The sequence below is a fragment of the Stenotrophomonas sp. TWI587 genome (genome assembly GCF_039674145.1).
GTDB lineage: Bacteria > Pseudomonadota > Gammaproteobacteria > Xanthomonadales > Xanthomonadaceae > Stenotrophomonas > Stenotrophomonas maltophilia_AY.
The window spans coordinates 51,401-64,254 of the sequence record NZ_JBDJMW010000012.1 but is presented as its reverse complement, the minus strand read 5'-3'; the positions used below and the strand labels follow the sequence as shown (position 1 = coordinate 64,254).

At 67.9% G+C, this 12,854-nt stretch carries 12 protein-coding genes; 8 read left to right on the top strand and 4 right to left on the bottom strand.

Features of this window, described 5'->3' with window-relative positions:
* Nucleotides 1-87: 87 nt before the first annotated feature.
* The 7 genes from ABE464_RS17165 to ABE464_RS17135 all read left to right on the top strand — a co-directional run bounded on the left by ABE464_RS17165 (nucleotide 88) and on the right by ABE464_RS17135 (nucleotide 6,290).
* Nucleotides 88-1,665 (top strand): serine hydrolase domain-containing protein, encoded by a 1,578-nt coding sequence (locus ABE464_RS17165; RefSeq protein WP_346472924.1) that lies wholly within the window; start codon nucleotides 88-90, stop codon nucleotides 1,663-1,665.
* The gene (locus ABE464_RS17160; protein WP_346472923.1) at nucleotides 1,619-2,356 is read left to right on the top strand and encodes a M15 family metallopeptidase; all 738 of its coding nucleotides are present in this window, start codon (nucleotides 1,619-1,621) and stop codon (nucleotides 2,354-2,356) included. The genes ABE464_RS17165 and ABE464_RS17160 overlap by 47 nt, the downstream gene beginning before the upstream one ends.
* Nucleotides 2,357-2,399: 43 nt before the next feature.
* Nucleotides 2,400-2,777, top strand: a complete 378-nt coding sequence (locus ABE464_RS17155; RefSeq protein WP_070471525.1) for a hypothetical protein — start codon at nucleotides 2,400-2,402, stop codon at nucleotides 2,775-2,777.
* A 219-nt stretch (nucleotides 2,778-2,996) separates the two neighbouring features.
* Complete coding sequence (locus tag ABE464_RS17150) at nucleotides 2,997-3,413, top strand: EF-hand domain-containing protein (RefSeq protein WP_070471524.1); 417 nt, start codon at nucleotides 2,997-2,999, stop codon at nucleotides 3,411-3,413.
* A gap of 108 nt (nucleotides 3,414-3,521) precedes the next feature.
* Nucleotides 3,522-4,274 (top strand): HAD family hydrolase, encoded by a 753-nt coding sequence (locus tag ABE464_RS17145; RefSeq protein ID WP_346472922.1) that lies wholly within the window; start codon nucleotides 3,522-3,524, stop codon nucleotides 4,272-4,274.
* Complete coding sequence (locus ABE464_RS17140) at nucleotides 4,271-4,819, top strand: hypothetical protein (protein WP_346472921.1); 549 nt, start codon at nucleotides 4,271-4,273, stop codon at nucleotides 4,817-4,819. Before ABE464_RS17145 ends, ABE464_RS17140 begins: the two co-directional genes overlap by 4 nt.
* A 97-nt stretch (nucleotides 4,820-4,916) precedes the next feature.
* Entirely contained in the window at nucleotides 4,917-6,290 is a 1,374-nt protein-coding gene (locus tag ABE464_RS17135) for a VOC family protein (protein ID WP_346472920.1), read from the top strand.
* A gap of 102 nt (nucleotides 6,291-6,392) precedes the next feature.
* Here the strand turns inward: ABE464_RS17135 and ABE464_RS17130 are convergent, their stop codons facing one another.
* The gene (locus ABE464_RS17130; RefSeq protein WP_346472919.1) at nucleotides 6,393-7,907 is read right to left on the bottom strand and encodes an acetyl-CoA hydrolase/transferase family protein; all 1,515 of its coding nucleotides are present in this window, start codon (nucleotides 7,905-7,907) and stop codon (nucleotides 6,393-6,395) included.
* Nucleotides 7,908-8,226: 319 nt separating this feature from the next.
* Between ABE464_RS17130 and glnE the strand changes: the two genes are divergently transcribed.
* Nucleotides 8,227-11,067 (top strand): bifunctional [glutamate--ammonia ligase]-adenylyl-L-tyrosine phosphorylase/[glutamate--ammonia-ligase] adenylyltransferase, encoded by a 2,841-nt coding sequence (glnE, locus tag ABE464_RS17125; RefSeq protein WP_346472918.1) that lies wholly within the window; start codon nucleotides 8,227-8,229, stop codon nucleotides 11,065-11,067.
* Between the two features lie 66 nt (nucleotides 11,068-11,133).
* On the opposite strand, the gene ABE464_RS17120 is transcribed toward glnE, so the two are convergent.
* The 3 genes from ABE464_RS17120 to ABE464_RS17110 form a co-directional block, all read right to left on the bottom strand.
* The gene (locus tag ABE464_RS17120) at nucleotides 11,134-11,688 is read right to left on the bottom strand and encodes a queuosine precursor transporter (protein ID WP_346472917.1); all 555 of its coding nucleotides are present in this window, start codon (nucleotides 11,686-11,688) and stop codon (nucleotides 11,134-11,136) included.
* Between the two features lie 74 nt (nucleotides 11,689-11,762).
* On the bottom strand, nucleotides 11,763-12,287 hold the full coding sequence (locus tag ABE464_RS17115) for a hypothetical protein (RefSeq protein WP_070471517.1): 525 nt from the start codon (nucleotides 12,285-12,287) through the stop codon (nucleotides 11,763-11,765).
* Between the two features lie 42 nt (nucleotides 12,288-12,329).
* Nucleotides 12,330-12,833: a hypothetical protein gene (locus tag ABE464_RS17110; RefSeq protein ID WP_070471516.1), complete on the bottom strand. Its 504-nt coding sequence runs from the start codon at nucleotides 12,831-12,833 to the stop codon at nucleotides 12,330-12,332.
* Between the last annotated feature and the right edge of the window lie 21 nt (nucleotides 12,834-12,854).

The following is a 12,854-nucleotide window of genomic DNA, read 5'->3' as shown; positions in this document are numbered from 1 at the left end:
GCCATCCGGTAGGTACCGACCGTTGGTCGGTACAGCTTTCAACCGGCGGCCAAAGAAGCACGCCTTCCGGTCATGACGAGGGAACCCATGCCGTCACGCGCTTCAACACACAGTCGCTCCCGCCTTCTCACGCTTGGCCTGGTCTGCACCCTGGCCATCGCCCCGAGCGCACGGGCAGCCGATCCCGCCGACACCTTCAACCGCCTGCTCGATCAGACCGTCGCGCACGAACACCTGCCGGGCATCGCCATGGCCGTGGTCGACGACGGCCACCTTGTCTTCACCGGCACCCGCGGTGAGCGCCGCAGCGGGCAGGGTGAGGCCATCAACCCGGACACTCTCTTCAAGATCGCCTCCAACAGCAAGGCGATGACCGCTGCGCTGCTGGCGCGCCTGGTCGACCGCGGCGCACTGCGCTGGGACGACCCGGTCATCAAGTACCTGCCGCAGTTCCGCATGCACGACCCATGGGTCACGCAGCAGATGCAGGTCCGCGATCTGCTGATCCACAACAGCGGCCTGGGCCTGGGGGCGGGCGATCTGATGCTGTGGCCTGAGCCGAACGCGTTCACCCGGCAGGACATCATCGCCGGGCTGGCCCATCTCAAGCCGGTCACCAGCTTCCGCAGCGGCTATGCCTACGACAACCTGATGTATGTGGTTGCGGGCGAAGTTGCCGCCGCAGCGGGTGGCAAACCCTACGATCAACTGCTGCGCGAGGAAGTCTTTGTGCCGCTCGGCATGGACCGCTGCCAGGTCGGCGCGTGGTCGGTCGCGGCGGTCGGCAACGTCGCCCAGCCGCACACGCGCAAAGACGGCCGCAACGTGGTGCGTGGTGCCGATGGCGAGACCAGTGCCGATCTGACCTCGATGGCCGCCGGTGGCATCCGTTGCAGCCTGCGCGACATGACCCGCTGGATGCAGGTGTTGCTCGATCCGGCGCTTGCGCCCGGCTGGCTGGATACCGCGCAGCGGCGCGCGCTGTGGACCGCGCACATGCCGATGCCGCTGGGCGAGCGCCAACGCCGCTGGGATAATGCGCATGTTTCCGCCTATGGCTATGGCTGGCGCCTGTCGTACATGGACGGGCACTGGAAGGTGGCCCACACCGGCACGCTGTCGGGCATGTATTCCTCGCTGGCGCTGCTGCCGGACCGCAAGATCGGCGTGGTGATCCTGATCAACAGCGACGCCGAGGACGCCCGCACCGCGCTGATGCAGGCAGCGTTGAAGCACTACACCGCACCGGAGGACGGTGCTGATGTGGATCACTATCTGACCCTGCTGCAACGCGAGCGCACCGAGCGCCGCGATGCGGGGCAGGTACGGCCGGATACCCGCGCGCGCCAACCGGCCTCGCTACGTGTGACCGCTTCTGCGCAAGGTCGGTATCGCGACCCCTGGCTGGGCGAGGCCCTGCTGTGCCCGGAACAGGGACGCCTGCGTTTCAGTGTCGCCAAGTCGCCGATGCTGCGGGGTCAGGTCATGCAGCTCGGCGCGCGCTGGCTGGTGCAGTGGGATACGCTCGGGGCCGATGCCGAGCCCTGGTTGCAGCAGCAGCCAGGCGCGACGCCCGCGCTGACCTTGGCCCCGATCGATCCGGAGATCGACTTCAGTTATGACTACCAGGACCTGCACTTCACCCGCATCGGCGATTGCCCGTAGCGCGCTGCTGCTGGCGCTGCTGGTCGGCAGTGCCCACGCGGCGGCGCCAGCGGTCACGGTCTCGCCCGCGCGTGATGTCGCCGAGGCCGGGCTGGTCGACATCCGCACGCTGGCACCGGGGATCGAGCAGGACATCCGCTACGCCGGCCCGGACAACTTCACCGGCCAGCGTGTGCCCGGCTATGACGCACCCAAGTGCTATCTGCTTGCCCCGGCCGCCACCGCGCTGGCGCAGGTGGAGACCGACCTGCGTCCCGAGGGGTTCGCGCTGCGGATCTTCGATTGCTACCGCCCGGCCCACGCCGTGACGGCCTTCGTCGCCTGGGCACATGATCCCAAGGAGCAGTCGCGCAAGGCGCAGCAGTATCCGGACATCGACAAGCCGGCCCTGCTTGGCGACTACATCGCCGAGACCTCCGGCCACAGCCGGGCTGCCACGGTCGACCTGACCCTGCTCGATTGCCGCAGCGGATCCTGCGCCCCCGTGGACATGGGGACCGACTTCGACTTCTTCGGCCCGCGCGCACATACCGACGCGCCGGAGATCAGCGCGGCCCAGCGCAGCCACCGCCAGCAGCTTCGCCAGGCAATGGCTCGCCGCGGCTTCGCCAACTACCCGATGGAGTGGTGGCATTTCACCCTGCAGCCCGAGCCCGCGCCGAGCACCGCCTACGACGTGCCGGTCCGCTGAGGCGCGCCGTTACACTGTGCGCTGACCGCCTGACCGGACCACGATGAACCTGCCACTGCACTTCGGATTGCTGGGAACGCTGGAGGCAGGGCTGATCGCGCTGTTGGTCGGGCTGCTGGTGTATGCGCTGTGGCACCGGCTGTGCCGCTGGGCAGGCTGGACCGACGGGCATGCGATCGGCTGGGCCTGCGTGATCGCGGTGGTGGCCTCGGCCGGCATCGACGCGTGGAATCTCTTCTACATGGGCATGATGCGGCTGGAGTCGCCGCTGTATGCGCGGTTGTTCCTGGCCGGTATTCATGATCCAAACGAGCTGGGCTCGCGCGTGGTGCTCGAAGTGGCCGGCGCGATCGGTGGTGTTGCGCTGGGGTGGCTTGTGTTCAGTTCCCGCTCAGGCGAAAAAAACAGCAACACCGCGTGAGATTGCGTTCGCATCCGGTTAAATCCGGGGCCAATGAATGGGCGCATTACCAACCGCTCACCTGCGGCTAACCACCGCGGTAATGCACGCTTTCGTGGGGGTGGTTAAGACGGCGTGCGCAGGGCGGTTGAGGCCCAATATCGATTCACAAACAGGGTGGCAGTGTGGGGCCGTGCGGAAACAACAGGCCGCGCAATACCTACCAAGGAGACCACCCCAATGACTATTCGCAACCGCAAGCCCCTGATCGCCCTGATCGTCGCCGCAGGCAGTGTGCTGGCCATTCCGGCGATGGCCCAGTCGGCACAGCAGAGTGCCGCGCAGGCGCAGAATCAGGCCGCCCAGGCACAGCAGGCGGCAGCGCAGGCCGGTGACGCAGCCGATACCGCGGCCAACGCCGCAGCGCAGGCCTCCGCGCAGGCCGGTGGTGGCGGTGGCCAGACGTGGGCCAGCGTGGATACCGACGGCAACGGCACCATCAGCAAGGCCGAGGCCCAGGTGAACGCGGGTCTGGCCCAGGTGTTCGACCAGGCCGACACCAACAAGGACGGCGAGCTCTCGCCGGATGAGTACAAGGCGTATGTGGCCGCCCAGCAGGGCAAGCCGGCCGGCAACGGCGCCCAGCAGAGCAAGTAAGGACCGGGACACCGGTAGCGCAGTGAGGGGGAAAGGGCGGCTTCGGTCGCCCTTTCTTTGTGCGCCGCCGGGGTGGGGCCGCTGGCCCGCTGTTGGTATCCTTGGCCGATGATGACTTCCCTGCCCACGCCGCAAGGCGCTATCGGCCTGGTTGGTTTTGACGGTGATGACACGCTGTGGAAGAGCGAGGATTACTACCGCAAGGCCGAGCAGGATTATCTGGACATCCTGTCGCGCTACATCGACGTGCACGACACCCAGACCGCGCGCCATCTGCTCGAAGTGCAGCAGCGCAACCTCGGCGTATTCGGCTACGGCGTGAAGGGCATGACCCTGTCGATGGTCGAAGCCGCGATCGAAATCACCAACCAGACCATCAGCGCCCGCGATCTGCAGCAGATGCTCGATATCGGCCACGACACCCTGCGCCACCCGGTCGAGCTGATCGACGGCGTGCTTGAATCGGTCACCGAGATCGCCCGCGACTATCCGGTCGTGCTGATCACCAAGGGCGACCTGTTCCATCAGGAGGCCAAGATCAAGGTGGCCAACCTGCGCGACCTGTTCCCGCGCATCGAGATCGTCTCCGAGAAAGACCCGGAAACCTATGCCCGCGTGCTGGAAGAGTTCGATCTGCCGATCCAGCGCTTCGTGATGGTCGGCAATTCGCTGCGCTCGGACATCGAACCGGTGATCACCTTGGGCGGCTGGGGTATCCATACCCCGTACGCAGTGACCTGGGCGCACGAGACCCAGCACGGCGTGGCCGATGACGAGCCGCGCATGGTCGATGCACCGACTGCTTTTGATTGGCCGCAGGCACTGCGGACCATCGAAGCCAAGGCCGCGCAGGCCGGATGATGCGCGCCGGCCTGCTCGCGCTGCTGCTGATGCTGCCCTGGGCAGCCGTGGCCGAGCAGACCCCGGAGAAGTCCGCTGCCTACGTGGTGGACACCGGCGATGCCTGGGTGGACACCCAGCTGCGCGACATCAACCACTACGCCGAACGCTACCCGGACAGTTTCCTGGACGAGGTGTCGCGCTACGCCGGCGTCTCGCGCGGCTACATCGCCGCGCTGATGCACACCCATGACTGGCAGGCCGGCGACATCTACTTCGCCTGCTTCTGGGCGCACGTGATCGAACGTTCCTGCCGCGAGAGCGTGCAGGTGTGGTCGCGCGCAGTGCCGGAGGAGGGCGGGGCCAAGCGCTGGGAAGCGGTGGTGGCCGAGCTGCCGGTCACGCCGACCAACCTGCACTGGCGTGCCCTGCGCCACGCCATCGTCGCCAGCCACGACCACTGGGATCGCCCGGTGACGCTCGACGCCACGCTGCAGCGCCAGCTCGGCAACCGCGAGCAGCGCCAGCGCACGGCGGCCAATCCGCCGGATGCCGTCGCGCGCTGAAGTAGGTCTTTGCTGCTGTGCAGATCGCCGCGCGCTCCCGCCTCGGCGACAATGGCGGATTGCTGCCCCCTCCCCGTGATCCGTTGCCGAGTACGTCATGAGCGCCGACCGTTTCGTTTCACCCGACGATATCCGCAGCCTGTTCGCTCAGGCGATGTCCACCATGTACCGCACCGAGGTGCCGCTGTACGGCACGCTGGTCGACCTGGTGGCCGAGATCAACGACGCTGTGCTGACCTCCAACCCGGCGCTGGCCGAGCAGTTGGACCGCACCGACGAACGCGCCCGCCTCGACCAGGAGCGCCATGGCGCGATCCGGGTCGGCACCGCGGAAGAACTGGCCACGCTGGGCCGCCTGTTCGCGCTCATGGGCATGTACCCGATCGGCTACTACGACCTCTCGGTGGCCGGTGTGCCGGTGCATTCCACCGCCTTCCGCCCGCGCACCGCGCAGGCGCTGGCGCGCAATCCGTTCCGGGTGTTCACCTCGCTGCTGCGGCTGGAGTTGATCGAGAACGCCGCGCTGCGTGAGCAGTCCGCCGCCATTCTTGCCGAGCGACGGATCTTCACCGACACCGCGCTGGCCTTGATCGCGCAGGCCGAACGCGACGGCGGTCTTGACGAAGCCGACGCGCGCCGCTTTGTCATCGAAGCGCTGGAAACCTTCCGCTGGCACGGCGATGCCACGGTTTCGCTGGCCACCTACCACGCGCTGCATGATGCGCACCGGCTGATTGCCGACGTGGTCAGCTTCCGCGGCCCGCATATCAATCACCTGACCCCGCGCACGCTGGACATCGACGCTGCGCAGGCCGGCATGCTCGCCCGCGGCATCGACGCCAAGGCCGTGATCGAAGGCCCGCCACCACGCCGCTGCCCGATCCTGCTGCGCCAGACCAGCTTCAAGGCGCTGGAAGAGACCGTGCACTTCCCCTCCGGGGACGCAGGCGATGCGGGCACGCACACCGCGCGCTTCGGTGAGATCGAACAGCGTGGCCTCGCCCTGACGCCCAAGGGCCGCGCGCTGTATGACCAGCTGCTGGCGCAGGCGCGCGACAGTGGTGGTGCCGGCAGCACCGGCCAGGACTATCCGACGCGTCTGGCCGAGGCCTTCACTGCTTTCCCGGACGACCACGACACCCTGCGTCGCGAGGGCCTGGGTTATTACCGCTACGCGCTGACCGACGCCGGTCGCGGCAACCCGGCCGCCGTCGGCGACCTACCGGCAGAAGCGCTGATCGCTGCCGGCCTGGCCAGCGCCGACCCGATCGTCTACGAGGATTTCCTGCCGGTCAGCGCCGCGGGCATCTTCCAGTCGAACCTCGGCGGCCACGAACAGCGAGCCTACGCTGCACATGCCAACCGCGATGCTTTCGAGCAGGCGTTGGGCATCAAGGTGGAAGACGAGTTCGCGATCTACGCGCGGCTGCAGGCCGAGTCGCTGGCGAGCCTTCGTACCGCTGTACGGTAGTGCCGGCCGCTGGCCGGCTCCGCATGTACCAAACGCGCATCCGGGCTTGCGGACGGTGATGCGTGGTGCCGGCCAGCGGCCGGCACAACAACCCGTGGGCGATTACGCCGTCATCGTCCCGGTATACACCCACCCCAGGTGCCACGACAAGGCTTCCGGCAGAAGATGCGGGGTGTGCTTGCCATAGCTCTCGCGGCTGGCGCGGTCGAAGTAATCGTTCAACTGATCGCGGAAATCCGGATGCGCGCAGTTGTCGATCACCACCCGCGCCCGCTTGCGCGGGGTCAGCCCGCGCAGATCGGCCAGGCCCTGTTCGGTGACGATCACCGATACATCGTGTTCGGTGTGATCCACATGGCTGACCATCGGCACGATCGCCGAGATGCTGCCGTTCTTCGCCGTCGAAGGACTCAGGAACGCGGACAGGAAACCGTTGCGCGCGAAGTCGCCCGAGCCGCCGATACCGTTCATGATCCGGCTGCCCATCACGTGGGTCGAGTTGACGTTGCCGTACAGGTCGGCCTCGATCATCCCGTTCATGCCGATGCAGCCCAGGCGACGCACCAGCTCCGGATGGTTCGAGATTTCCTGTGTGCGCATGATGATGCGCTCGCGGTAGAAATCGATGTGTTCCTTGAAGGTCTCGTTCGCCTGCGGGCTCAGCGCGAAGCCGGTGCACGAGGCGTAGCTCAGCACGCCATCGCGCAGCAGATCGAGCATGCCGTCCTGGATCACCTCGGTGAACGCGCTCAGATCGCGGAAGCCGCTCTTGGCCAGCCCGGCCAGTACGGCGTTCGGAATGTTGCCCACGCCGCTCTGCAGCGGCAGCAGGTTGGCCGGCAGGCGGCCCTTGGCCACTTCGTGCTTGAGGAACTCGATCAGGTACTGCGCGATCTGCTCGCTGGTGGTGTCGATCGGGCTGAAGGGGCTGTTGCGGTCCGGGCCGTTGGTGCGCACCACGGCCACGATCTTGTCCGGGTCGCAGCGCAGCGCGGTCTCGCCGATGCGGTCGTTGGCGTGCACCAGCGGGATCGGCTTGCGGTGCGGCGGCAGTGCGGTGCCGTAGTAAATGTCATGCATGCCGTCCACGCCGGCCGGCTGCCATTCGTTGACCTCGACGATCACCTTCTTGGCCAGGTCCAGCCAGGTCTTGTTGTTGCCGACCGAGGTGGAGGGCACCAGCGAGCCGTCCTCGCGGATCGCCGAGACCTCGATCACCGCTGTGTCGATATCGCCGTAGAAGCCGAACCACACGTGCTGGGCGACATGGCTGAGGTGGATGTCGATGTAATCCAGCTTGCCCTCGTTGATGCGGTTGCGCGCATCCGGGTCGCTCTGGAAGGGCATGCGCATCGCGATGCCATCGGCCTTGGCCAGCGCGCCATCCAGCTCCGGCGCGGTCGAGGCACCGGTCATCAGGCTGATCTGGAAGGGCAGGCCCTGGGCGTGCACCGCCTCGATGCGCTGCGCCAGCGCGACCGGCACCGCCTTGGGGTAGCCTGAACCGGTAAAGCCGCTCATGGCGACGGTTTCACCCGGCTGGATCAGGGCGGCGGCAGCTTCGGCGGAGACAACGCGGTCACGCAGATGCGCGTTTGCAATGCGATCGACAGACATGACGACAACGTTTTTGGGGGGATCTCCATTATCGGCGATCCGCGCAGTGGCAGGGGTTCTACCTTGGTGGGATGGCGTTTTCACGCCACTGCCTCCCTGTTCAGGTATTCCACCTTCTTCTGTACCCGCAAGTATTGTTTTGCAGTGCAGCGTGCAAGTTCGTCGCCGACCCTAGAAGATCGACCTGCATCCCGACGTGGGGGAGGGAGCAGAGCCCGCTGGCAGTTCGCTGCAAGCGGGCTTTTTTATGTCTCGCCTCCGGAGTACCGGGGTGCCGATGGGGTCTCCCGTGTCGACACGCGACCGGCATAATCCCCCCATGCCGATTTCCGACCTTGCCGCGCCCGCGCGCGTCCCCGACGCCCTTGTTCCCCTGGTTGATCGCGCCCTGGCCCGCCTGGCCCTGTCGCTGACCGATGGCGGCCACTGGCCGCCCCCGGCGCCGGTACTCGACACCGTGCGCGCGCTGGCCGTCACCAGCGATTTCGCCATCGACACCCTGTGCCGCCAGCCGGCCCTGTTGTCGCATCTCACCCAGGACGGCTGCCCCCCGCTGCCGCTGCCGGAACTGGATCCACTGCAGCCCAGCGAATGGCAGCAGCGCCTGCGCCGCTATCGCACCGCCGCCTCCACCCGCCTGATCTGGCGCGACCTGACCGGGCTGGATGACGTTCCGGCCACGCTCGCCGGTGCCACCCGCCTGGCGGAGGAATGCCTGCAGCTCGCGCTTTCCGCGCTGGAGCAGGAATTCACCGGCCGCCATGGCGTGGTCCGCGCGGCCGACGGCAGCGCGCAGCAACTCGTGGTGTTCGGGCTGGGCAAGCTCGGTGGCGGCGAACTCAATTTCAGTTCGGATGTCGATCTGGTCTACGCCTACCCGCAGGGCGGTGAATCCGATGGCGCGCGCCCGCTCGCGGCCGAGGAGTATTTCGCACGCCTTGGCCAGCGTCTGGCGCGGTTGCTGGATGACACCACCGTGGATGGCTTCAGCCACCGCGTCGATCTGCGCCTGCGCCCGTTCGGCAATGCCGGGCGGGTCGCGCTGTCGTTCGCCGGCATGGACCAGTACTTCCAGCGCGAAGGCCGTGACTGGGAGCGCTATGCCTGGCTGAAGGCGCGCGCCGTCGCCGGTGATATCGCGGCGGGCGAAGCGTGGCTGCAGACGTTGCGCCCATTCGTGTACCGCCGCTATCTGGATTTCACCGCGCTTGATGGTCTGCGCGAGATGAAGGCCGCGATCACCGCCGAGGTCTCGCGCCGCGAGATGCACGATGACATCAAGCGCGGCCCCGGTGGCATCCGAGAGATCGAATTCCTCGCGCAGGCCCTGCAGCTGATCCGCGGCGGCCGCGAAGCGCCGCTGCGCGAGCGTCGCCTGCTGCACGCGCTGCCGGCGCTGGTTGCCTCCGGCCAGATGGCCGAGCAGGACGGCGCCGACCTGCTGCATGCCTACGGTTTCCTGCGTCGCCTGGAAAACCGCCTGCAGATGCTGCGCGACGCACAGACCCACGCGCTGCCTACCGACGCCACCGACCGCCTGCGCATTGCCAGTGGACTCGGTTACGACGACTGGGACGCGCTGGTCGCCGCGCTGGATGTGCAGCGCGAGCGGGTCAGCACCGAGTTCGCCGCGCTGCTCGCACCGCGCCGTGGTCAGGCAGCGCCGGATGCGCTGGCCAGCTACTGGCGTGGGCTGCCCGACAACGGCAGTGCCGAGGTGCTGGCCGAGGCCGGCTTCTTCGACGCCGGCAGCGCCGATCAATCGCTGCGTGATTTCGCGCAGAGCTCCGGGGTGAAGTCGCTGTCCGACGCCGCGCGTGCGCGCCTGGACCGCGTGCTGCCGGCGCTGCTGCACTCAGCCACGCGCTCACCGCAGCCGGATGCCGCGCTCAAGCGCGTACTCGGTCTGCTGCAGGCGATCCTGCGCCGCACCAGCTATCTCGCCCTGCTCGATGAACAACCCAGTGCATTGGCGCGCCTGGTCGACGTGCTTGCACGCAGTGCACTGCTGGCCGAGCGTCTGGCAGCCTATCCGCTGCTGCTTGATGAACTGCTGGACGTACGTGTCTCCGGCCCGATGCCGGATGCGGCGGGCATGCAGGCCGAGTGCGCTGTCGCGCTGACCATCGACGATCCCGAAGCCGCGCTGCGCCTGCTCAACGAGACGCGGCTGGCGCTGAGCTTCCGCATGGCGATGGCCACGCTGGATGGCCGCCAGCGCGCTGTCGATACGACCCGGCAACTGGCCGAACTCGCCCAAGCTGTCGTCGTCACCGTGCTCGCGCTGGTGCAGGCCGACATGCAGCGCCAGCATGGCGGCATTCCCGGCGGGCGTTTCGCGATCATCGGTTACGGCAGCCTGGGCGGACTGGAGCTGGGCTTCGGCTCGGATCTGGATCTGGTCTTCCTGCACGACCATCCGGCCGATCAGGACAGCAGTGACGGCCCGCGTCCACTGGATCCCGGCCGTTGGTACGCGCGCCTGGCGCAGAAGGTGATGGCGATGCTTGGCGCGGTCACCGCCGCCGGCCGCCTGTACGACATCGATGTGCGCCTGCGCCCGGATGGCGGCAAAGGCGCGCTGGTGTCCTCACTGGCGAGTTACACCGAATACCAGCGCGAACGTGCCTGGACCTGGGAGCATCAGGCACTGGTACGGGCCCGCGCCATCGCCGGTGATGCCTCGCTGCTGGCCGATTTCGAACGGGTGCGCGCGGAAACGCTGGCGCGCCCGCGCGACAACGCGGTGCTCTACGCCGACGTGCTCAAGATGCGGGCGCGCATGCGTGCCGAACTGGACCGCAGCGATGCCGCACGGCTCGATCTCAAGCAGGGCGCCGGTGGCATTGTCGATCTCGAATTCCTGCTGCAGACCGGCGTGCTCGACAGCGCCGGCACGCACCCGCAGGTGGTGCTGCCGCGCGATACCCCCAGCCTGATCGATGCACTGGCCGACATCGCCTGGCTGCCCGGCGGCACCCGCGATGGCCTGCACGAGGCGCATGCGGCGCTGCTGGATGTGGGCCTGGCCTGCACGCTGGACCGCCGCCCGCGGCTGGCGCCACCGACACCGGCATTGGAAGCGGCGCGCGCGATGATCACCGCGGCAAGCGATGCGGCGGGGCTGCCGTTCCAGGTGCGGATCGACGTTGTGAGCTGACGGCGGTTTGTCCGGGCATGGCCTCGCGGTGCTCTGGCACCGGTAGTGGGCGATCGGCGCCCAATGTCACACCGGGCGCGGTGCCATCTTCCACAGCAACGCGCGGAACGGCGCCAGCAGGAACACGCCGATCATCAACTTCACCGCCAGATCGCCCAGCGCCCAACTCACCCACGGCAGGCTGGAACCGGCGAAGGCGATGCTCCAGAAAATCGTCGTATCCAGCGTTGCGCTGCAGGTGGTCGCCACCATCGGCGCGCGCCACCAATGCCCACGGCGCAGCCGGTCGAACACGGTGATGTCCAGCAGCTGCGCGGCGATGAAGGCCAGGCACGAGGCCACCGCGATCCGCGGCGTGGCGATCCAGATCGACAGCAGCACCGCCAGCGCAAAGCCCGCCCAGGCCACCTTGCGCGCGGCCTGCGGGCCGAAGCGGCGATTGATGAGGTTGCTCACCAGGAACGCCACCGGGTAGCTGAAGGCACCCCACGTCAGCCAGTCGTTGATCGGGTACTGCACCAGCACGTTGCTGCCCAGCACCACCACGCCCATGGCCAGCACCGCCAGCAGCAGCGACGGCACGGTCAACGGGGCAAAGGCAATGGCAGGACGCGCGGACATGGCGAGCCGGGGAGTGAGGGAAGCGGCGGATTATCCGGGCTTGGCCACCCCAGGGCCAGCCCGGGCCGGTTTGCCTACCAGCGTTCGCTCAGGTTGCTGGCGGCAGCGTCGGTGGTCGGCAGGAAGGCCAGGGCCGCGCCGTCGACCGCAGTCACGGTCCAGCCGGCACCGGCCGGCGTCGGCTCGAAGGCCAGCACATCGCCCACTGCCACCGCGGGCGCGGGCGTGTCGCTGCGGGCCGGCCACTGCAGCAGTGCCAGGTCGTCTGGCGCGTCGGGGTTCTTCAGCGCCACTTGGAAGCCGCCATCGGCTTGGGGCTCGATCCGCTCCACGGTCAGCGGCGGCAGCGGGCCGGCCTTTTCCGCGCGGGCGACGCGCGCCCGGCTGCGTTGGACCGATCCGTCGTGCAGCTTGCCGATCCCGGCCGAGGTCAGCCAGATCGGCGCGGTGACGACGACCAGACTTACCACCGAGGTCACCGCCACGCTGCTGGCGACCGGGTGGCGATAGACGGAGTACTGCGCCTGGGCCGGCAGGCTGGCGGCGAACAGCGCCACGACCAGTACCGGGGCGATGACGCGCGGGGAGAGCGGTTTCATCTGATCACTCCGTTCACAGAAAGAGGAGAGGGCAACCGGCGCTTACCAGCGCTCGCTGGATTGTCCGGCGGCCGCGTCGGGCGTCGGCAGGAACGCCAACGCCGCACCGTCGGCGGCCTTCACGGTCCAGCCTGCACCAACCTCGGTCGGCTCGAAATGCAGCACATCGCCCACCTTGAGCGTCGCGGCAGGATTGTCCGCGCGTGCCGGCCAGTCGATCAGCGCGGTCGCATCGGGGGCGTCAGGCCGCTGCAGCGCAACGTGGAAACCCCCGTCGGGCTGGCGATCGATCTGCTGCACGGCCATCGGTGGCAGCGGCGCGGCCTTGCCGGTATCAGGCTTGGTGCGCTTGGAACCTTCGCGGACGCTCTGCGACCCCTTGGCCACCAGCAACACCGGCGAGGCGGCAATGAACGAGACGGTGTAGACGCTGATCACTGCGCTCACGCCCGAGGCCTGATTGCCGTTGAGATTGCCGGCCGATGCAGGGAGCAAGGTAAGCGCAGACACAGCGAGCAGGCTCGCGCAGAGAAGGGATTTCGTCATGACGCAGTTCCTGGGGAGGGT